The sequence below is a fragment of the Chryseobacterium sp. KACC 21268 genome, assembly GCA_028736075.1.
Taxonomy (GTDB): domain Bacteria; phylum Bacteroidota; class Bacteroidia; order Flavobacteriales; family Weeksellaceae; genus Epilithonimonas.
In genome coordinates, this window is the sequence record CP117875.1 from 812,755 (window position 1) to 834,074 (window position 21,320).

The window sequence follows — 21,320 nt, forward strand, 5'->3', positions numbered from 1 at the left end:
TAGTATGAAAAATCTTTCAATTCTCTTCCTTGTAATCTCCACTTTCACATTCTCCCAAACCTTCCAAACCCCTTTCGAAAAAGGCAACGGCAACCAAACCGTCACGTTTGAGGAAATGAGAGCTTATTATCAAAAACTGGATAAGGAATTTGAAAGCATCACTTTCCAGACAAAAGGCGAAGATGACAATGGCGCGCCAATCGATGTGGTAATTTTCAATCCTACAAAACAAAGTTTCGAAGAAGCTAGAAAAGGAAAATCGGTTTTGTTCGTCAATAACGGAATTCATCCAGGCGAACCAGACGGAATCGATGCGACGATGATGTTGATGCGAGACTTGGCAACTGGAAAAATCAAAGCGCCGAAAAATGTCATCATTGCGTCAATCGCAAGTTACAACATCAGCGGAATGATGAACCGAGGCAGTTTTTCCCGAGCGAACCAAAATGGTCCGGAAGAATATGGTTTCCGTGGAAATGCGAGAAATTATGATTTGAACCGGGATTTCATCAAGACAGATTCAAAAAATTCCAGAAGTTTCCAGCAGATTTTTCAATGGCTGAAACCTGATGTTTTCATAGACAATCACGTGAGCAACGGTGCGGATTATCAATACACTTTCACTTATATTTCGACCAATAAAGAACGGTTGGGAAATGTTCTCGGTAATTATTTCAACGGCGAAATGCAGAGAACGCTTCTGAAAAATATGGAGAAAAAAGGGGTGATTTCCGTGCCTTATGTCAACATTCACGGCGATGTTCCGGACGGCGGTTTCCCAGCATTCATCGATTCTCCGAGATATGCTACAGGTTACACGACGCTTTTCAATTCCATCGGGACGGTGGTGGAAACGCATATGCTGAAGCCGTACAAAGACCGCGTGAAAGTGACGTACGATTATATGGTCGATAACATTAATTATATCGATGAAAATTACAAGACCATTCAGCAAAAACGAGCCGAAAATCTGAAACAATACAAAGTCGGAAACCAATATGCTTTGGCTTGGAAACTGGATTCTACAAAATATGAAACGATTGATTTCAAAGGCTTTGAAGCGAAATATAAACCAAGCGACGTTTCCGGAAAGACCAGACTTTGGTACGACAAAAAATCGCCGTTTTCCAATCCCGTGAAATATTACAACACGTACGTTCCGGCAAAAGAAGTCACAATCCCAAAATATTACGCCATCCCACAATCTGAATGGAAAGTGATTGATTTACTGAAACTTAACCAAATCAAAATGATTCCTATAAAACAGGATTCTGCATTTACAGTGGAAAGTTACAGGATCAAAGATTTCAAAACCGTTCCCAATCCTTACGAAGGTCATTATCTGCATTACGACACATTTGTGATCAAAGATTCTGGCAAAATGAAGTTCCGAGCTGGCGATTTCCTCGTTCCATTGAATCAAGATGGCGTGAAATTTCTCTTGGAAACTTTGGAGCCGGAAGCGGTGGATTCTTACTTCAACTGGAATTTCTTTGATGCGATGTTGGGTCAGAAAGAATATTATTCGCCTTACGTTTTCGAAGATACGGCCAGTAAACTTTTGAAAGATAACAAGGCTTTGAAAACTGCTTTCGAAATGGAGAAATCCATCAATCCGAAATTCGCTCAAGACGGTGACGCACAGTTGGATTGGGTTTACAAACATTCCGAATATTACGAGAAAACGCATCGGCTTTATCCGATTTTTAGAATTAATTAAATTTAAAATATGAGATAATTCTCTCGCAGATTTATAGATTCAGCAGATTAATTTAAAAAGAAGTCTGCAAAATTTACCCAATCCGCGAGAAACGAAATCTAATTCTTAGGAACTTCTATCACTCTTTGCAAAGCTTTCTTAGGGTTTCCATTTCTGTCCCACAGCAAAGGATAATTGGTTCGTTCAGGGATTGGATAATCATTTTTCCAGGACATTCCGTCCTGCATTCCCCAAGTTGTAACGCGGTCCAGCTTATCTCTTTTCTTGTAGAAGATCTGGAAAAGTTCAGCATATCTGTCGGCAAGTTTGTCGTCGATATCTTTCGGAAGTCCGTTGGCGTAAGGATCCAGAAATGTTTTGAATTCCTCGTTCTGAAATTGCTTGTGCGTGAAAGCCTGACCAATGATCTGTCCTTCCTTCGTCACAGGCAAAACATCCACATCGATTTCCGTGATCATCACTTTGATGCCACACGCGGCGTACGCATCTATCGCATCTTCGATGTATTTAGTTTTTGGAAAATTAAGTCCCCAATGGCCTTGGATGCCGATGCCGTCAATTCGGATTCCGGCGGTCTGTAGCATTTTGACCATTCGGACGATACCTTTCACTTTTTCCGGTCTCCAGGCGTTGAAGTCGTTGTAGTATAATTCTGTGTTGGGCGCATATTTTGCGGCGTATTGGAAAGACAATCTCATCAGTTCGTCGCCATCGCCGATGCCGTTGATCCATCCGCCAGTGCGGTATTTTCCGTCATCGTCGATCACTTCATTTACGACATCCCAAGCGTCCACTTTTCCGGCGTATCTGCTGGCTACCAATTTGATGTGGTCGTGCAAGCGTTCCTTGGTTTTTTCTTTGCTTTTTGGCGTTCCATCCTCATTTTTGAAAAACCAATCCGGCGTTTGATTGTTCCAAACCAGCGTGTGGCCGATGATGTACATCTTATTTTTCTTTCCAAATTCCACAAAAGCATCCGCCTGCGCAAAATCGAATTTCCCCGGAAGTGGATTCACGACTTCGGCTTTCATACAGTTTTCTGGCGTGATTGTATTGAAATGTTGAAGGACAATATCCTGTTGTTTTTTATCTTTTCCGCTTACGATGTCGTGGTTCACGGCCGTTCCGATTTTGAAAGCCTGAGAATATGCATCTTTGAATTTGACATTCTGCGAGGAACAAAAGGAAGAAATTAAAACACTAAATATGATAAGGCACTGTCTCATAAACTCGAATATTAATTTAACTAAAGATAGAAAAATTAAATAAACGGGAAATTGGCAATTATTTTAATGTTTTGAATGGCTGATTACTTTGCTAGAGCCAATCTACAGAAGTTTGGGATAAGCTCAGCGAATATATTTGAAGCTCCAAAAATCATCATTGTCGAATAACGATTTTTCGAGTTTAATGAACGTTAACGTTGAGCTTTTAGATTTTAAAAATTGAAATTTTATGTTAAGTCAATCGAGATTAAAATATCATTTCTAATTATCAGATTTGAATTTCATAATAGTTTGATGAGCCTGTTTGTCGATTTCTCCTACAATATTTCTTTAACTATATTTTGTAAGAGCATAATATTGAATATCATTTACTAATTGGTTTAAATAATTTTGCCATTCAATTTATACTCACTACTCTCTGATTCATGTAATTCTGTTAATCTATTAAAACCAATAGATGAATTACTACAATTAACATCAATGAAAAAATTATCTTAATTAGTTAAGAAGAACCAAAAATGAGCGTTAAAAATCAATTGCTCTCATTTGATATTTTTAAAATAGTTCTTCGATATATTTTTTCCGAGTACGCTTCTATAAATTCAAATTCATTTTCCCTCTCATCAAACTGAATTATATAATCAACACCAATTTCATAACTTAATTTATCACCATCAAACATTAATCTTGCACCACTAATTCTTCCTGCAAAATTTTTCAAAATAAATTGTACTTGAAAACGTCGTGAAATGTCTGTCAAAATTATCTTTATGGGTACAAATGGATTCTTTAAAGTATAATACTTTACCAATATTAACCGAAAAATTTTCTACAAAATTTATTATTTTGTTTCTTACTTCTATATCAAAAGCCATTTTAATTTGTTATTAACATTCAAATATACCATTTTCCAATAAGGAGGAATCAACCTTCCCTGCCTTTCTACTTGCCATTCAACAAAAACTTAGTATTTTTGAGACAATTAAAAATAGAAAACCTTTATGAGCATCAAATCTCGAAAGGTTGATAAAAATAGTTCTATGAAAAAAACTGCTTTTTCTTTATTCTTCATCGTTTTCTCACTGTTGATTTCGGCGCAGAAAGAGGCTTACACTCAGCAATATGCAAAATACAAAATGGATATTGATGTGGATGCGCCCAACTTCACTTACCAAGGGAAACAGACTTTGCAATATCAAAACAATTCGCCGGACGAGCTGAGGGTGGCGTATTTCCATTTGTACTGGAACGCGTTCAAAGTGGGGTCTATGATGGATCAGCGTGTGGCAGGTCAAGGTGTGAATGCAGACGGAAGATTGGCAAAACGCGTTGGGAATACAGTCATTTCCAGATTGTCCGAAATTCCTAAGAATGAAGAGGGCGCGCAAAACATCCGATGGATAAAGCAGAACGGAAAAGATTTGAAATTCGAGATTCAGGGGACGATAATGAAAGTTTACCTTGCTGAAGCCATCAAACCAAATTCTTCCACCACTTTTACAATGGAATGGGACGCCGTAATCCCAATGCAAATAAGAAGAAGCGGACGTAACAACCGCGAGGGAATCGATATGACGATGAGCCAATGGTACCCGAAAATCGCTGAGTATGATTATGATGGTTGGGCAACTTTCGATTACATCGGAAGAGAGTTCCACGCTCCGTTTTCTGATTATGAAGTAAATATTAAAATCGATAAAGATTATGTGATAGGCGCGGGCGGAAACCTTGAAAATACAAATGATGTAAAAGGCTACAATAAAAGTGCTGAGGTAAAACCAGACATTGCCAACAAAGTGACTTGGAAATGGACTGCCAAAAATATTCTGGACTTTGCCTGGGCGGCGGACAGAGATTACACAGTTGAAAGTTTTCCGATTTTGGATGGGCCAAAGGTTTTCCTAGTTTATCAAAAATCTGAAAAAACAAAATACTGGGAAGAGGCGAAACCTTACATCACCAAATATTTCCAGTTGATGAACGCTACTTTCGGACGTTACAAATGGCCAAGTTATTCCTTCATCCAAGGTGGCGATGGCGGAATGGAATACGGAATGTGCACAATGATTTTGGGAGAAGCCACAACTTTGGAAGGACTTTGCGGACTGATGTTCCACGAAGGCGCGCACTCTTGGTTTCAGCAGATGTTGGCGACCAACGAAAGTGTAAGACCTTGGATGGATGAAGGTTTCACACAGTATGCGGAAGATTTTGTGTCCTACAGATTGTTTCCACCAACGGAATCCAAACCGAATCCTTTTACAGATGCAATCAAGGCTTATGTCAATTTTACAAAATCTGAAAAAGAAGAGCCTGCGGTTTGGTTGGCAGACCATCACGATAACGGAACGGCTTACACTTATGCAAGTTACATCAAGGGCGAAATGTTTTTGGTACAGCTGGGTTACATTGTTGGTGAGGAAAATCTCAACCGAATTATGATAAAATATTACGATGATTGGGCAATGAAACACCCGACGGAAAGAGATTTTATCCACATCGCACAGCAGATTTCTGGGATGGATTTGAAGTGGTTCCAGCATTATTGGATCAACACCACAAAAACCATTGATTACGGAATTAAAAACGTGAAATATGACCCAGAATCTACCACAATCACTTTGGTGAACAAAGGTGGCATTCCAATGCCGATCGACTTTAGCATTTTGACGAAAGACAAGAAGGTTATTAATTATAATATTGCATCAAGTCTTACCAGAACTTGGAAATCAAAAGATATTTATGGACCATTCAAGACTTTGCCATATTGGGCTTGGACGCAACAGGAATACAGCTTCACAATTCCTTACACCAAATCTCAGTTGTCAGCAATTGGAATAGATTTCAGCCAAAGATTGGCAGATGTGAATCCCGAGGATAATTATCTGGAAGTTAAGTAATAATGTAACAGTGTAATAATTTAAAAATGTATCAATGACAATTGAATCTAAGATTTCAAATATTGGTAAACTGTTACATTTATAAATTGGTAAATTAAAAAATCTATGAACAGCATCGTAATCAACATAGGAAACACCAATATCCGCTTCGGCTTGTTTGATGATGACAATTGTGACATCTCGTGGGTCATCAATACAAAACCTTACAAAACCACCGACGAACTGTATGTTCAGATTTTGATGTTGTATCAAACCTATAAAATTGATGTTGAGAAAATTGAAAAAATCATCATTGGTTCTGTAGTGCCTCAGTTGACAAAGGTGATAGCAAGTGCCGTCAAGAAAATCCATCAGAAACCGCCTGTCATCGTCGACAGAAATACGCCTTCCGGTGTGATTCCGAAATCGAAACAAATGGGAACGGACATCTACGCCAACCTCGTGGCCGCGCACAATCTTTATCCTAAACAGAAAAAAATTATTCTCGATTTTGGTACTGCACTCACAGCAAGTTGCCTGGATGGAAATGGCGAAACTCTTGGCGTGATCATCGCTCCAGGAATCATTACTTCATTAAATAGCTTGATTCAAGGAACTGCACAATTACCGGAAATAGAATTGGTGAAGCCGAAAACCGTTTTGGGATTAGATACAATCAGTTGTATGCAGAGTGGAATGGTTTACGGGTTTCTCGGGATGGTGGAAGGTTTTATTGATAGGATCAATGATGAGGTTCAGGATCAATGTTTTGTCATAGCAACCGGTGGAGTAAGCCACGTTTACAAACCTTTGACAGACAAAATCAACATCGGCGACAGACTTCACACTTTGAAGGGACTTTATTTTTTGGGTAAAGATTTGTAACTATCTTTTATTTTTAAAAAACATTTTCACGATTTCCGAACATTCGTTTTCCATAATTCCAGTCACGACTTCCGTCTTTGGATGTAGCGATAAACCTTTATTAATGAAACCTCGTTGCTCATCTCTTGCGCCAATCACAACTTTCGTGATTTGAGACCAACTGAGCGCACCAGCGCACATCACGCAAGGCTCCAAAGTGACATACATTGTACAATTCTGAAGATATTTCCCGCCGAGAAAATTCGCCCCGGAAGTGATCGCTTGCATTTCTGCGTGCGCGGTGACATCGTTCAGCGTTTCTGTCAAATTATGGGATTTTGCAATGACTCTATTGTTGGAAACGATGACACATCCAATCGGAACTTCATCTTTTTCCAAAGCAAGCTGTGCTTCCTGAAAAGCCATTTTCATAAAATAATCGTCGGTGAACATAAAGCAAAAAAGTTTAGCACAAAACTAAACTTTTTTATTCATTAATGGTAAAATCGATGTTCTAGAAACGGTATCCAATCCCAAGCATTCCTTTGCCAGTCAGATTGTCGCCGTCGTAGAAATCGTAGTTGTCGTAATTGCTTCCAAATCTTCTGGCAAGTCCGCCACTCACTTCAAAAACGATATTGTTTCTTGTCACCCATTTGCCACCAAGTCCAATCCCGATGCCGACAGTGGTTCTTCTTTTTGGTTCGTTGTAAGAAAATGAGCCGTACTCGTTGTAAACGTAATTGTAATAATAATCTTTTGTACTTGTAATCGGGACGAAGCCTTCCACAAAAAATCCTGCACCATATTTTTTTCCGAAATACATCCTGTAAAATGGTGAGACTTGAGAAAAAGCAGAGTCATCATACCGGTCATTATTGCCAAAGTAAAACATTCCATTGACACCGACTCCCATATTTTCTCTAAATAGTCTCTCATAGGAAACATTTAGAAGAGGTGATGCAATCAATTCTATTGGACTGATCATCACATCATTTTTTCTTTCAGACGTTGAACTTTCAGTTTGGGCATAGATTCCTATTATGCCTAGAAAAGTCAGGGTAAGGATGGTCAAGTTTTTTTTCATTGGTATTGATTAGTTTAAGAGGTTTAAGGCTTTATAGATAATTAGATTGTGAGATTTTCAGATTTCGTCATATCAGCAATGCTGGTATCTAAGATTGGCAGCATGTTATCACGTACATTGATCAGCAATTTTCTGATGCTACAAGTGGCTTCGTCTGTACAGTCTGCACATTTTTCGTAAAAATTAAGAGAAGCACAAGGCAGTAAGGCAACTGGTCCGTCCACAATTCTGATCACGTCCAAAACTTTGATGTCTGCAGGATCTTTCATTAAAGTGTAGCCTCCTTCTGCGCCTCGCTCGCTTTTAAGGATTTTGTTCTGCTTCAGTTCGCGAAGGATTTGTTCCAGGAATTTGAGCGGAATACGTTCGTTCTCCGATATTTTTTTAGCGGAAAATAATGACGAATTGTCTTTCCTATTTAGGAAAAGCAAAGTTTTGATTGCGTATTTGACTCTTTTTGAAAGCATAGTGTAAAAATAATCAAATTTTTATAACTCAGAAATAATATTAATTTCAAATAAAAAAAGCCGTCTTGTTACCAGAACAAAACGGCTTTGTAATTATATTATTTCCTTATGGGAACTTGATTCCTGAATAAGAGTTAGGACTGATCATCGGTAGATTGGATCTGTATTTACTATTGATTGCTTTTAAGAATTCGTTGGCAACAATTGCATATCCACGGCCTGTAAGATGTACGCCATCTAATGAGAATGATCCTCCGGTAACGAACTTGGCGCTATATTTCACCCCATCATATTGGATTCCTGAAGTAGAATTCAGCTCAATCATTTTTGCATTAGCATCTACGAAAGCATAGCCTCCAGCTGTTGCTGCTGTTTTGATCACATTGTTGTAGCTGTTGATTGCGCTATCTATTGTTGTAGCCTCTGTTCTAGTTAATATGTATCTGTCTTCGAATGGGTAAGAAACTCCTCTAGCTGCTAAACTTGCAGGAATCCCTGGTGGAAGAGTTGCAACTGTCCCAATGGCTCCAGGTGTCGTCAATGGGATTAGATCCGTAGATCTTGTTTGTCTTGCACGTCCGTAAGTAGCTCCTAAGTATGGTGCCAATGCTACCAATGTTGCATTTCCGGATTGCAAAGCTGCACCTGTGATTTGTAAGCTCAGGTCTGGAAGTGTTTCATCAACCATCAACAAAGGATTTGTAGCTGTTTTGGATAGCGGCTTAATTCTGTCGCCGGCACCCAAAGCTGTTAAAATTTGACTCAACGGACCATATAAGCTTGCATTAAGATTATCAATTGTTGCATTACCAACGTTCACGTCTCCTTTTCCTAGAAGACTTGCCGTGAGTGGATTGTAAGGCACTGTGGTAAGAGATGGAATTGATGTAACATTTGGGATGTTTGCAATTGCACCTTTTGCGCCAGAAGTTTTTATTTGAGATATTAATACATTATAATACTGTTCAAAATTTGCAACTGGAGTCAGAGTTTCAACGCTGTCATCTGCTCCTGCAAGTGCATATAGAAGTGCATCGTTATTTCCAATCCATAAAGTGAAAAAGGTTGGCTTCTGAGTTAAAAAGTCCTGAATAACTGAAGTGGTAGGACTAGATGCAAATCTGACAAAATATGGATTTGCTGTTTTTGCAAGGATACCTTGTACATTACCGTACCCTGGTGCTAACAAATGTGAAACCTTCGCGCCTGGAACACCCATATTATTAAAAGGTCCAGTAAGTACAGTATTTACTACTGTGCTGGCTTTATTTTCGTTTGCAAAAGTAATTACTGGAGAACCTGCACTAAATCCTGTGATAATTCTTTTTGTATCTGCAATTTGAACATTTCCATTTGGTGTTGTCAATAGAAGTCCGCCGTTGTTGTCCGCCATCAGAGGCTGCTTGAAGTCTCCTCCGCCTGCTAATCTCATCTGTGAAGAAAGCATATTAGGATAGGATTCAGTCTGTCCGTCAACATATAATGCACCATCTCTGTAGCCGGATGTCAAAGAGTTTCCTAAAGCTACATAGTTAGAGAAATTAGCGTCTCCAGCTGTTACAACCACATCTTCTGTACTGTTTTCAAAATCATTTTGACAGCTTGCCGCTAGTAATAGAGTTGCAGCTACGGTTGATATATATAATTTTTTCATAATAGAGTCAATTTTTAAAATGCGTTATAAGATAATCCTAGACCAAAGTAGAATGCCTTAGCTTTGGCTTGTCCCACAAAATTATAATAGGCATTGTTCACATTTCTGCTCTGTGGCATTGCATAGCCTCCTGAAACATCTACACCAAGTTTATTGAATTTGAATCCAAGACCGGCTGTAACAACATATGAGTCAAAAGAAGGAGTTTCCGGGATGAAGTCTTTGTCATCATAAGGTGACTCGTCATAATACCAACCTAATCTTGCGGCAATCATATCTGTAACCATATATTGAGTACCTAATCTGATTGTTTTAGAGTTCTTAAAGTTTTTCGGCGTTACCAAAACGGTTGGATCATTGGGTTGATTTCCGGCAGCAACGTTTTCAAAATCTAAAGTAAGTTTGTTGTATCTTTCCCATCCGTGGTAATTGAAATCAGCGGATAATAACCATTTTGGCGTTACTTTGTACGTAGCACCTAATGTGAATTCGTCAACAAGAGGTAGAGTTGCCGTGAAATTATCCGATCCATTGTTAAAGTTTGGTAGCAAAATAGAAGGTACGTTGAAAGTCGCTTTTCCTTCCTTAGCTTTCATATCAACTGGAGATCGGTATGCAAGACTCACATCCCACTGGCTGTCTGGCTGAAAGTAGAATCCAAATCCAAAACCTTGGCCAGTAGCTTGGTCATCCAGTAAATTAAGTTGTCCATTATATTGAGTTACTGCTTTGGTCCAGTCCACTTTTCCTTTTGCATAGATATAGCTTGCTCCGAAAGATGCCCAAGGCGCCAATTTCACAGAAACCATAGGTTGGAAAAAGTAGCTTTTCAGTTCAAGTTTTTGTACCATCTCTGCGCCTTCCCAGTTGGATGGGTACTCAATTGTGCTTCCAAAAGGCGTAGCAAAGCTGAAACCTACAGAAAGGTTGTCTAATACTTTATATGCGATTGCAGCATAGATTGGCGTCCCCAATGGATTATCAGTTTCAGTCTGCTGCAAGGTACTTGTATTTTGGAATGTCACTTTATTAGAAGCTCCAAAACCTCCTGCAGCCACACTCAATTTTGCAGGGATAAAAGAAATACCGGCAGGATTATAAAATGCAACACTTGCATCCTCTGCATGAGCGCTGGTGTGAGCCATCGCTAGCTGCTTTACGCCCTGAAGAGATACTCTGAATCCTCCTGCGTATGCCATTACACCGGCTGCTAGAGCCGCGGTCATTAAAATTCTTTTCATATGATTATTATTAATGTTCCAAATTTATAATTATTTTAATAACAATTATAAAAAAACATAAAAAATGTTAAACAATACTATTCTTAGAATAGTTGTTTAATAATACTATTGTCTTAATGTGCTGATTGATATTTAATTAAATTACATTTTTCAATTTTATCAATCTTAGTTTAGTTTTAAACGTTATAATGTAAACCATAATAAAGTGGATGTTTTCAATTTTGATATATCATAATTTAAAATTGCTTTAACTGATTATTTGTCAATATTAATCGTGTATTAACGGAAAATTAACAAAAAAATATTTTTAAAAAAGATATTCATCAAGCTTAAATAAAATTTATATTAACTTTGCATTCAGACATAAAAAATTAAAATATGAGTTGTGGATGTAAAACATCCGGCGATTCTTCCCACTCTTGCGGTACGAAGAGTGCCAGTGGGTGCAGTAGTGTAGATACTTGTGGCAATAGTTATAAATTAAGTGTTTTTGACTGGCTTTCCGACGTTAATCCATCGGGTTCAAAAAGTTCAGAATATGTGGAAGTTCGTTTTAAAAATGAGCGTAAATTATATTATAGAAACGTCAACAACCTGCCTTTACATATAGGAAGTATCATTGCTGTAGAATCCAGCCCGGGTCACGATATAGGTGTAGTAAGTCTTTCTGGAGAACTAGTGAAAATCCAGATGAAGAAGAAAAATATACACACAGACAGTATTCAAAAGGTGTATCGCCTTGCGAATCAAAAAGATGTTGAAACCTGGCAAGACCTTAGAAATAAGGAGAATGCCATCAAGGTGGACGCGCGTAAAATCGCTTATGGTCTTAACCTCGAAATGAAAATTACAGACGTTGAGTATCAGGGTGATGGGTCAAAAGTAACCTTCTACTACACGGCTGATAATCGTATCGATTTCCGTGTGTTGATTAAGGAATATGCTTCCACTTTCCGAACAAAGATCGATATGAAGCAAATAGGCTTCCGACAAGAATCTGCAAAAGTTGGTGGAATTGGTTCTTGTGGTAGAGAACTTTGCTGTTCTACTTGGCTCACAGATTTCCGTTCTGTGAATACGAATGCGGCTCGATACCAGCAGTTGAGCATTAATCCTCAAAAGTTGGCAGGCCAATGCGGAAAACTAAAGTGTTGTCTTAATTACGAACTAGATACCTATCTTGATGTTCTAAGGGATTTCCCTTCGTCTAGCACAGTACTGAATACGGAAAAAGGTAGAGCATTCTGCATCAAAATCGATGTTTTCAAAAAGAAAATGTGGTTTGCCTATGTAGAAAACTCTATGGCCTGGTATGATATTGATATCTACGAAGTTCAAAAAATGATTGTCCTGAACAAAAAAGGTGAAAAATCGCAGGCTCTGGAAGATTTGAAAGTTGTTGAAAATCGTATGGTGACGTCCGACTTGATTCAGGAAAACAGTGTTGACCGTTTCGAGAAAAAGAACAGAAAGCCAAGACCAAATAACAATAACAACAGAGATAGAAATAATCCTAGACAGCAGGAAAATCGTCCTGCCAGATCGCAATCGGATAATAAAAATCCAAGGCAAGCTGACAATAGAAACCGTCCGAATGAGCAAAAATCTGTAGAAAATAAATCTGCAGAATCAAAAGCACAGTCTCCTAATAATCAAGGTTCTGGAAATAGAAATCCAAGACAAGCGGATAACAGAAACCGTCCGAATGAGCAAAAGTCAGTAGAGAATAAAGCAACTACACCAAAGGTTCAGACGACAGATAATCCATCTTCGGAAAATAAAACAAACAAAAAACCGTTCAAGAAACCGAAAAAGAAATTTCCGCCGAAAAATGAAGGTAATGCTTAGATTAATAGTTATTTTTATTCTGTTTTTATCTTTGAGTTCTTGTCAAAACGGAGAGGACAAAGTTTTGATGAATGAGATTGGTAATCAGTGGAAAAAAAATAGTGCTCAGAAATTTGATTTTGATATCAATGATGCTCAGAATCAAAAAAATATGATGTTCGTTGTTCGAAATAACAATGATTATCCTTATAGCAATCTAAGGCTGATTGCAAACATTGAACATAATAAAAAGAATATCTCAACAGATACGCTAAATTTTGTTTTAGCAAAACCAAACGGAGAATGGATTGGAACAGGTTTCGGAGATACCAAAGAGATTACCTTTCAATACAAACTGAATTACAAATTTCCGCAAAACGGTAATTATTCTGTAAAAGTTGTTCAGGCAATGAGAAACAATCAGTTGCCCGGAATAGAAGATATAGGAATTAAAATTCAAAACTTAAAGCCATAATTTATTAATGGAAAATAAGAAAACTGAACATAAAACTTTTCCTCTGCCAGACAAGAAAAAAGCAAAAACAGGAATTAGAAAATGGATCAAGATTATTTGGATCGCATTCTTTGCTGTCGTTTTAGGAATTTCTGGATTGTTTTTCGCAGTTTCCCAGGGATTTGTGGGAGATATGCCAGATGTTAAAGAGCTGGAAAATCCGGATATCTACGTCGCATCAGAGATTTATTCTTCTGATAACGTGCTTCTTGGGAAATTCGAAAAAGAAAAAACCAAGCCGGTAACTTACAAACAGTTGCCTCCATTTTTAGTTTATGCCTTGATGGCCAAGGAGGATGAACGTTTCAAAGAACATTCTGGAATTGATCTTAAATCCATTGCCAGAGCAGTCAGATTTGGTGGCGAAAGAGGTGGAGGTTCTACCATTACGCAGCAGCTTGCTAAATTGTTGTTCACTGGAAATGCTTCCCAAAACAAAATTGAAAGAGCTTTCCAGAAACTCAAAGAATGGAGCGTTGCAGTAAGTCTGGAGAAACGTTATACCAAAGAAGAAATTATTGCATTATACTTCAACAAGATGGATTTCCTTTTCAATGCAAAAGGAATTGAAATGGCTTCCAGAGTTTATTTCAATAAATCTACAAATCAGTTGACTTTGCCGGAAGCTGCGACATTCGTTGCAATGTTGGAGGCTCCTAGAAGAAATAATCCTTATAGAAATCCAGAAAGAGCAAAAGTACGTAGAGATGTCGTTTTGAAGCAGATGCTAGAGACAGAGTACATTGACAACGATACTTATGAAAAGGCTGTAGCAACACCGATTGTTGTAGATTTTCACGAGATCAAAACAGTGGAAGATGGATTCTCATCTTATTATAAATTCTATCTGAGAAAAGAAATTGCACAATATCTTGAGACCTACGAGAAAGAAACAGGAAAAGAACTGAATCTTTACAAAAACGGTCTGAAAATCTATGTGACATTGGATTCCAGAATGCAGAAGTATGCTGAAGAGGCTATCAAAGAACATTTGACCAATCTTCAAAGAAACTTTGATGGTGAAATGAGACGTAATCCAAACCGTCCATACTACAAACTGAACAAGACCCAAATTAACTCCTTGATGATGTCTTCCGTAAGAAGAACAGGAAGATATAAACAACTCAAGGCAGAAGGAATGCCGGAAGACTCCATTATGCTGGACTTCCAAAAACCTGTGAAAATGTCGAGGTTCACTTGGCAGGGCGAAGAGGAAGTAGAAATGTCACCTTGGGATTCTATCCGTTATCATAAACAAATTGCGCAGGCAGGTTTGATGTCTATGGAACCTGCAACAGGCGATATCAAAGCTTGGGTAGGTGGGATCGATTGGCAACACTTCCAGTATGATCACGTGAAACAAGGGAAACGTCAGGTGGGATCTACCTTCAAACCGTTTGTTTATGCAACAGCAATTATGCATCTTGGGATGACGCCTTGTTCTACAGTTTCAAATGCTAGTTTTAATAAAGGATCTTACCATGTGCCAGGAAGAGGCGGAATGCTAACATTGAAAAATGCATTAGCACAATCTCAAAACCCTGTCGCACTTCGTCTGGCAGAAATGTCAGGAACCAAAAACGTTATTCAAACCGCAAGAGATCTTGGGGTAACCACTGATATTTCCACCAGTTTACCAATGGCATTGGGAACTTCAGACATTACAATCTACGAAATGCTTGGAGCTTACAGTACATTCGCTAACTTCGGAAATTACACAAAACCGGAAATGATCTGGAGGATTGAAGATGCCAATGGCCGTGTGATCAAAGAAGTAAAGCCTGTCGTAAAAGAAGTAATGAACGAGATGTATGCCTACACTATGATTGATCTGATGAAAGGTGTGGCAGAATTCGGGACCGCTTCCGGAGAATTGAGAAGACAAGGGATTCCCGCAACGGTAGAAATTGCTGGTAAAACAGGGACTACACAGAACAACTCCGATGGTTGGTTTATGGGAATAGTTCCGAAACTGGCAACCGGTGTTTGGGTAGGTTGGGAAGACAGAGCAACTCACTTCTGGAGTACAGGTGAGGGACAAGGTGCTAAAATGGGACTTCCAATCTGGGCCATTTATATGAAAAAAGTTCTTGCCGATAAAGCTTTGAATATTCTGCCTGATGACAAATTCATCAAACCAGCGAACTGGACAGGAAGCTGTTCCGATCTTAATAATCTAAGAAATGGTTATGGCGATGATGGTGGACTACAATCGATTGACGAATTGAAAAATCCGACGCAGATTGTCCCAGAAAAACCCGTGAAAAAAGAAGACCGTACCAACGAGGCACTTAATTCCGGAGAAGATATAGATTTTAACAAATAAAAAAATACAACCCACATTTCTGATGTGGGTTTTTTATACCAATGAAACTCGATCTCATTACCCAAAAATTCACCAAGTTGTTTCCAGGTGATTTCTCAGGAAACACAATGCAGAGACAAACGCCCGATGTGATGTTTTGTTTGGTAAAACCTGCTGATTTTATTAATACTGAACTAATTGATTTTAATGAAGATCTTTCGGTAGAGATCGGATTGGGAAATCTGGAAAGTGATAAGGATTTTCTTGCCGCACAGAATCTTCTTGAAAATATCGAAACTTATGCCACAGCCTACGCTGGACATCAATTCGGAAATTGGGCAGGACAACTCGGCGACGGACGAGCCATCTACGCAGGAGAAATCAACAATGGTAATAAACAAACCGAGATCCAATGGAAGGGCGCCGGTGCAACACCTTATTCCAGAAATGCCGATGGAAGGGCAGTCCTGCGTTCCTCTATTCGGGAATATCTGATGAGTGAAGCCATGTTTCACCTCGGCGTTCCGACAACCAGAGCTTTGAGCCTTTCCAAAACGGGCGAAGATGTGATCCGCGATATTCAATATTCTGGGAATCCACAGAAGGAGCAAGGCGCAGTGGTCGTAAGGACTGCTGAATCTTTCCTTCGTTTCGGCCATTTTGAATTGTTGTCGGCCAGAAAGCAGGACGATCTACTCAAAGAATTAGCAGATTATGCCATTGAAAATTTCTTTCCAGAAGTTCAGTCAGAAAATAATTCCACAAAATACATCGACTGGTTTCAAGCGATTTGCGACCGAACTTTAAAAATGATCATCGATTGGTACCGCGTCGGTTTCGTTCACGGCGTGATGAACACCGATAATATGTCGGTTCTGGGTTTGACAATCGATTATGGACCTTACTCTATGATGGATGGCTACGATCTGGAATTCACCCCAAACACCACCGATCTGCCAGGAAGGCGTTACGCATTCGGGAAGCAAGGTCAGATCTCGCATTGGAACTTGGCAACTTTGGCAAATGCTATTTTTCCTTTAATTAATGACGCTGAGGTTTTGGAGAAGATCCTTGATGATTTCGGAAAACAATTTTGGGTAAAGCACGACAAAATGTTGGCGAACAAATTTGGTTTCGATGAGGTTTTGAAGGAAGATGAGAAGTTCTTCACCGAATGGCAACAGACGATGCAGGATCTAACTTTGGATTACACTTTATTTTTCCAACAACTAGAAAAACCAGTTTCCGAAATTAAAACTGAAGATTTCTCAAATTCTTTTTACCGAAGTCTAAGTGAAATTGAATTAAAAAAATTATCACATCTCATCGAAAAATATCAGGCAAGAAAACTTAAAAATAATATTTCAGAAACCGAATCTTTGGAATTGATGTCCAAAACGAACCCAAAGTTCATTCTCAGAAATTATCTCTTGTTTGAAGCCATTCAGGAGGCGGAAAGTGGAAATTATGAGGGGTTCTTCAAATTGAAAAAAGCCTTGGAAAATCCTTACGAGAATTTATTTCCGGAATTCAATAAAAAGCGACCTTCGAAGTACGATAATCAGACGGGAAGCAGTCAGTTGTCTTGTAGTTCTTAACTTCATATGATTCTAACCAGCAATTGCTTGTAAATTGAATCTTTTAGACTCATAAAAGAGTCTTTTGACTCAAAAATCAATCTTTTATACTGGATTTTGAGTTTTTTTAATTGGAAAACCAGTCTTTTTGATTCAATGACGAGTCTTTTGCCTTTACGATGAGCCTTTTTGCTTCAAAATAGATTTTCATATTTAAGTTTTAACTCTATTTTTGCACAAACATTTGAGTTTTGAAACTATTGAACAAATTTTTATCGTTTCTGAAGATTATTTTTCCATCCACAAAGACCGAAGGCTTCATCTTTCTGTTTTTCGTGATCGCTTATGGCGCCAACGCCTGGTTTATCGCTGATAATTTCACGATTGTCTATGACGACAGAATTCCTTGGGATGGCTATTTTAGTTTTGATAATCGAGCAATTGTTCAGACTGGTGGCGGTTTCGAGAGACATCCGTTGGCGAATTATTTCTTTGATTGCATTCGAGAATTTGCATTGTGGATTTCGGGGAATCGCTACAACTCAGCGTTCAGGTTGGTTTTGGCGTTGCTTTCGACCTTGGTTGTAAGTCTTGCCAATGTTCAGATCTTCAAATATTTGAAAAACATCATCCAACTTCCACTGAAGATCAGTCTGTTGATCTTGGCTTTCTATGGGTTGTTTGTGACCAATATTCTGTTGAGTTTCACGCCGGAAACTTACACTTACACTTTGCTTTTCCTGTCGGTTTTCAATTATTATTCGGCAAGGAAGATCAATGAAGACCAACCAATTTCTTTTGGAGCGAGCATTTTAGGCTCCGTTTTCATCGGCGGACTCACGATCACGAATATTGTCAAAGTTTACATTCCATTTTTGTTTGAGAAGAAGATCTTTTGGAATTGGAAGAAAATTGGAATTGCTGTTTCGAAAATGGCGGTTTCTGCAGGCGTTTTTATCTTTTTGTTCCTTTTGAGATTGGATTTTAACCTTCAAAACTTCGTCAACAAAACGGGTGAACAGTACGACAAATTCTCCAAACCGAAAGTGACACCGCTTTGGGATATGATCTCTTCCTGGTTTTTCGGTGGCAATATTTTGTTTCCGAGTTTCGTGATCCGAGATTACCACAACAAGGACAAAACCTTTTATTACAAAGCGTTGTTTATGGATGTTTATTCGTCCGCGATTTCCTATGTTTTCATCGCCATTATTTTATTGATGATTTTCTGGAGTGTTTTCAAAAACTATAAGAACAAGCTGGTTTGGGTCTTGGTAATTTCTCTTTTGGTAGATGTTGTGATTCATTGCGTTTTGAAGTTTGGCCTTCATACGTCTTACATCTACGGTGGTCACTTCGTTTTTGTCTTTCCAATGTTGATCGGTTGGCTGTTTTTAAGCTTTAAAGACAAGACCTTTCCACTCACATTCTTGTACGGAACATTGATGATCCTAACCGTTTATCTTGGTTTTAATAACTTTTACCGACTTGGCGAGTTCTACCAATTCCTGGAAACGTACTACAAATAAAAAAGCCTCCGAAAAAATCCGAAGGCTCTTATTGTAAAAATTAAAATTAGTTCTTAATGATCTTCTTGGTCACTGGTTTCCCGTTTTCCGGTTCGATTTTCAAGAAGTAAACACCATTGTTCAAATTAGAAATATTGATGCTTGATCTGTTCTCCGTGGTCAAAATAATTTGTCCAGCGGCATTGTAAAGACTCGCTTTGAATTTCGAAACGTTCTTATCCAATTTGATATGGATGATATCCTGAGTTGGATTCGGATATACACTGATGCCGTTCTTAAGATTTTCAACATCAGAGTTTCCTAAAACTTCGAGGCTGATCTTATCTTTCAAAATCCCTAATGACTGTGAGGTCAAATAAACTTCTACATTCGTATTGTCAACAAATCGAACAGCACCAGAGAGTACAATCGTATTGAAATAATTGGTCGATGCTTTTTCTGTCCACGTTTCGCCGTTGTTGCTCGAGTAGATCACTTTGGGAAGCGTGTCCAGATAAGAGTATCCAATAGCTACGATCTGACCGTTTTGTTTTGTTGAATGCTCTACTTTGTGAACCATTCCGGTGTAGATCTTTGTCCAGCTACTTCCTCCGTCCATAGAAGTGTAGATTCCGTTAGAAGCTGCAATCGTGTACTGATTTAAGTTCAAAGGATTCTGAGTCAGCTCCAATGCGATGTTTGGTAACGTCAGATCTTCTAGTCCATTGGTGATCTTGGTCCAGGTTGCGCCACCATCTGTGGTTTTCAAAAGTTCGTTTCCTACGGTTACCAAAACTTCATCTGGATTATTTTTATTCACTTTGATCCCATAGATATAATCATCACTGTAAGGCAACATCATAAACTCAGTTTGTACATCATCCGGATTTGTAAAATTAGCTTTGAGCAATGTGGCATTCACACCGTTGAAAGTCGCTAGCCAAGCAATATTCGGATTGGATGAATCTGTTTCTGCAGCGGTGAAACCTGTGTCATAGGTCGTGTAGATCGGCGTTTTGTTGATACCGTAATCATTACTGACATTGATCGTGCTTCCCATAAAAGAAGAGTCGAAGGTGAAAACTCTTCCTGGATAATCTTTATCGGTGTGCACAAGACCGATTTGTCCGCCCATAGGACTTTCATTCAATGGGAAAACGTTGATCGGTGTTTCCTCATTGGTTTCGAGATTCTTAACCGTATAGCCGTATTGAACGCCGTACATCAATTTGTCGGTTCCATTGTCATTGAAGATATTCAGATTTCCCATCCCTTCAAAAAATGGATTTTTAAGGCTTGACAAGGTGATGCCTTTATCTGTCGATATTTTAGGATAACGATTGCTCGCAATCAAAACTTCATTACTGTTGAAAGGATTGAAAGCTGCGCCAATGCCGTAGAAATAAGAATGTCCGTCAGTCAATCCATCGTGTGTCGTTGTGGTCCAAGTGGTTCCACCGTTTGTGGTGACAGCCACTCTGTCATCAGCTAAGATTAGAACGTGATCGCTATCGTTTGGATTGATGTGGATCTTCGGAACATTTTTCAGTCCGAAATCACTATCTGACCAGGTGATTTGCGTTTGCTCTGTCCACGTTGCGCCACCATCGGTTGATTTGTAAACCGCTTCGTGCTGATCCAGGTAAGTCCAAAGAACGCCTGTTCCCACGTAGATGATGTTGCTGTTGTTTGGGTTAATGTCAATAGATTGTAAGATCAGGCCGTTCAAAGTTTCCGTCCAGGTCGCACCACCGTCAGTTGAACGGAAGAAGCCGCCGTCCTCATTTCCAGCACCGCCATTGCGGGCGAGGTATAGGTTTTGAGGGTTTTTAGGATCCATCTTCGCATCGTTCAGGATGACACTTTCGTGGTCGGTTCCGTCATAGACTTTGTTCCAAGATGTTCCGCCGTTGTTGGTTGTGAAGAATTTATCCTGGTCGCCACTTGTTAAGATGGTCGCCGTATTCATAGTTCCATCATCCAGAAGAGAATAATTTTTGATCCCAAAGACAGCCTCGTCCAGCGGAATATTGATCTCTTTAATGATTGATTTGGATTGCAGGTCAAAAACGGCAACCTTGTTCATAGTGCTTCCGCCGCCATAATACTCGATAAAACTTAATGCAGTGCCGTTGTTTGTAAGGCGCATTTCCTGGATTGCGGGTGCCCATTCTGGGTCTGGAAGTGTGTAAAGGACATTCCAAGTCAGACCATTATCGGTAGAGACCAAAATGTGTGAACCAATGTAGCTGGTTGCGTAGATCTTGTTGGGAGTTATTTTGTCGTAAGCAAAATTCCGCATCATCCCATAATCCTGATTTCCTGCAAAACCTACTTGCGAAAAGTAAAGCTGTACGAACAAGATGAAAAATAAAGTAAAAGTTGTTTTCTTCATATCAAATTAGATTTAATTGTTGTACAAATATATTTTCGTATTTGTAGCAACTATTG

The 21,320-nt window shown here is 38.9% G+C and carries 16 protein-coding genes; 8 read left to right on the forward strand and 8 right to left on the reverse strand.

All coding sequences use genetic code 11. The annotated features are described in order from the left end of the window. Positions 1-4 precede the first annotated feature (4 nt). Positions 5-1,720: a hypothetical protein gene (locus tag PQ459_03875; GenBank protein ID WDF47631.1), complete on the forward strand. Its 1,716-nt coding sequence runs from the start codon at positions 5-7 to the stop codon at positions 1,718-1,720. Between the two features lie 98 nt (positions 1,721-1,818). Here PQ459_03875 and PQ459_03880 read toward each other — a convergent pair whose 3' ends face one another. Beyond that, a complete protein-coding gene (locus tag PQ459_03880; protein ID WDF47632.1) occupies positions 1,819-2,946 on the reverse strand; it encodes an endo-1,4-beta-xylanase in 1,128 nt (375 codons plus the stop codon). 532 nt (positions 2,947-3,478) lie between these two features. Next, positions 3,479-3,667, reverse strand: coding sequence for a hypothetical protein (locus tag PQ459_03885; protein ID WDF47633.1), 189 nt, complete (start codon positions 3,665-3,667; stop codon positions 3,479-3,481). A 319-nt stretch (positions 3,668-3,986) separates the two neighbouring features. On the opposite strand from PQ459_03885, the gene PQ459_03890 reads away from it, so the two are divergent. After that, positions 3,987-5,846 carry a M1 family metallopeptidase gene (locus tag PQ459_03890; GenBank protein ID WDF48685.1) on the forward strand — a complete coding sequence of 620 codons (1,860 nt, stop codon included), beginning with the start codon at positions 3,987-3,989 and terminating at the stop codon, positions 5,844-5,846. A 105-nt stretch (positions 5,847-5,951) separates the two neighbouring features. After that, positions 5,952-6,710, forward strand: coding sequence for a type III pantothenate kinase (locus PQ459_03895; protein WDF47634.1), 759 nt, complete (start codon positions 5,952-5,954; stop codon positions 6,708-6,710). Here the strand turns inward: PQ459_03895 and PQ459_03900 are convergent, their stop codons facing one another. The 5 genes from PQ459_03900 to PQ459_03920 form a co-directional block, all read right to left on the reverse strand. Then, complete coding sequence (locus tag PQ459_03900) at positions 6,711-7,142, reverse strand: nucleoside deaminase (protein WDF47635.1); 432 nt, start codon at positions 7,140-7,142, stop codon at positions 6,711-6,713. It lies immediately after the preceding gene. Positions 7,143-7,203: 61 nt separating this feature from the next. After that, positions 7,204-7,776, reverse strand: a complete 573-nt coding sequence (locus tag PQ459_03905) for a DUF3575 domain-containing protein (GenBank protein ID WDF47636.1) — start codon at positions 7,774-7,776, stop codon at positions 7,204-7,206. A gap of 41 nt (positions 7,777-7,817) precedes the next feature. Beyond that, entirely contained in the window at positions 7,818-8,243 is a 426-nt protein-coding gene (locus tag PQ459_03910; GenBank protein WDF47637.1) for an Rrf2 family transcriptional regulator, read from the reverse strand. 106 nt (positions 8,244-8,349) lie between these two features. Next, entirely contained in the window at positions 8,350-9,897 is a 1,548-nt protein-coding gene (locus PQ459_03915) for a G-D-S-L family lipolytic protein (protein ID WDF47638.1), read from the reverse strand. A gap of 14 nt (positions 9,898-9,911) precedes the next feature. Continuing rightward, positions 9,912-11,138 carry an outer membrane protein transport protein gene (locus tag PQ459_03920; GenBank protein WDF47639.1) on the reverse strand — a complete coding sequence of 409 codons (1,227 nt, stop codon included), beginning with the start codon at positions 11,136-11,138 and terminating at the stop codon, positions 9,912-9,914. Between the two features lie 378 nt (positions 11,139-11,516). Here PQ459_03920 and ricT point away from each other — a divergent pair, with 378 nt between their 5' ends. From ricT to PQ459_03945, 5 genes are all read left to right on the forward strand, one after another. Next, positions 11,517-12,986 (forward strand): regulatory iron-sulfur-containing complex subunit RicT, encoded by a 1,470-nt coding sequence (gene ricT / locus PQ459_03925; protein ID WDF47640.1) that lies wholly within the window; start codon positions 11,517-11,519, stop codon positions 12,984-12,986. Continuing rightward, entirely contained in the window at positions 12,979-13,440 is a 462-nt protein-coding gene (locus PQ459_03930; GenBank protein ID WDF47641.1) for a gliding motility lipoprotein GldH, read from the forward strand. Before ricT ends, PQ459_03930 begins: the two co-directional genes overlap by 8 nt. 7 nt (positions 13,441-13,447) lie before the next feature. Beyond that, positions 13,448-15,805: a transglycosylase domain-containing protein gene (locus PQ459_03935; GenBank protein ID WDF47642.1), complete on the forward strand. Its 2,358-nt coding sequence runs from the start codon at positions 13,448-13,450 to the stop codon at positions 15,803-15,805. 41 nt (positions 15,806-15,846) lie between these two features. Next, a complete protein-coding gene (locus tag PQ459_03940; GenBank protein WDF47643.1) occupies positions 15,847-17,382 on the forward strand; it encodes a YdiU family protein in 1,536 nt (511 codons plus the stop codon). Positions 17,383-17,612: 230 nt separating this feature from the next. Further along, the gene (locus PQ459_03945; protein ID WDF47644.1) at positions 17,613-18,890 is read left to right on the forward strand and encodes a DUF6080 domain-containing protein; all 1,278 of its coding nucleotides are present in this window, start codon (positions 17,613-17,615) and stop codon (positions 18,888-18,890) included. Positions 18,891-18,936: 46 nt separating this feature from the next. On the opposite strand, the gene PQ459_03950 is transcribed toward PQ459_03945, so the two are convergent. Continuing rightward, entirely contained in the window at positions 18,937-21,264 is a 2,328-nt protein-coding gene (locus tag PQ459_03950; protein WDF47645.1) for a T9SS type A sorting domain-containing protein, read from the reverse strand. Between the last annotated feature and the right edge of the window lie 56 nt (positions 21,265-21,320).

What these genes read in the sequence shown, in the direction of transcription:
- PQ459_03875 (WDF47631.1), top strand. Translation starts at nt 5, where the DNA reads ATGAAAAATCTTTCAATTCTCTTCCTTGTAATCTCCACTTTCACATTC.
- PQ459_03880 (WDF47632.1), bottom strand. Translation starts at nt 2,946, where the DNA reads ATGAGACAGTGCCTTATCATATTTAGTGTTTTAATTTCTTCCTTTTGT.
- PQ459_03890 (WDF48685.1), top strand. Translation starts at nt 3,987, where the DNA reads ATGAAAAAAACTGCTTTTTCTTTATTCTTCATCGTTTTCTCACTGTTG.
- PQ459_03895 (WDF47634.1), top strand. Translation starts at nt 5,952, where the DNA reads ATGAACAGCATCGTAATCAACATAGGAAACACCAATATCCGCTTCGGC.
- PQ459_03900 (WDF47635.1), bottom strand. Translation starts at nt 7,142, where the DNA reads ATGTTCACCGACGATTATTTTATGAAAATGGCTTTTCAGGAAGCACAG.
- PQ459_03905 (WDF47636.1), bottom strand. Translation starts at nt 7,776, where the DNA reads ATGAAAAAAAACTTGACCATCCTTACCCTGACTTTTCTAGGCATAATA.
- PQ459_03910 (WDF47637.1), bottom strand. Translation starts at nt 8,243, where the DNA reads ATGCTTTCAAAAAGAGTCAAATACGCAATCAAAACTTTGCTTTTCCTA.
- PQ459_03915 (WDF47638.1), bottom strand. Translation starts at nt 9,897, where the DNA reads ATGAAAAAATTATATATATCAACCGTAGCTGCAACTCTATTACTAGCG.
- PQ459_03920 (WDF47639.1), bottom strand. Translation starts at nt 11,138, where the DNA reads ATGAAAAGAATTTTAATGACCGCGGCTCTAGCAGCCGGTGTAATGGCA.
- ricT (WDF47640.1), top strand. Translation starts at nt 11,517, where the DNA reads ATGAGTTGTGGATGTAAAACATCCGGCGATTCTTCCCACTCTTGCGGT.
- PQ459_03930 (WDF47641.1), top strand. Translation starts at nt 12,979, where the DNA reads ATGCTTAGATTAATAGTTATTTTTATTCTGTTTTTATCTTTGAGTTCT.
- PQ459_03935 (WDF47642.1), top strand. Translation starts at nt 13,448, where the DNA reads ATGGAAAATAAGAAAACTGAACATAAAACTTTTCCTCTGCCAGACAAG.
- PQ459_03940 (WDF47643.1), top strand. Translation starts at nt 15,847, where the DNA reads ATGAAACTCGATCTCATTACCCAAAAATTCACCAAGTTGTTTCCAGGT.
- PQ459_03950 (WDF47645.1), bottom strand. Translation starts at nt 21,264, where the DNA reads ATGAAGAAAACAACTTTTACTTTATTTTTCATCTTGTTCGTACAGCTT.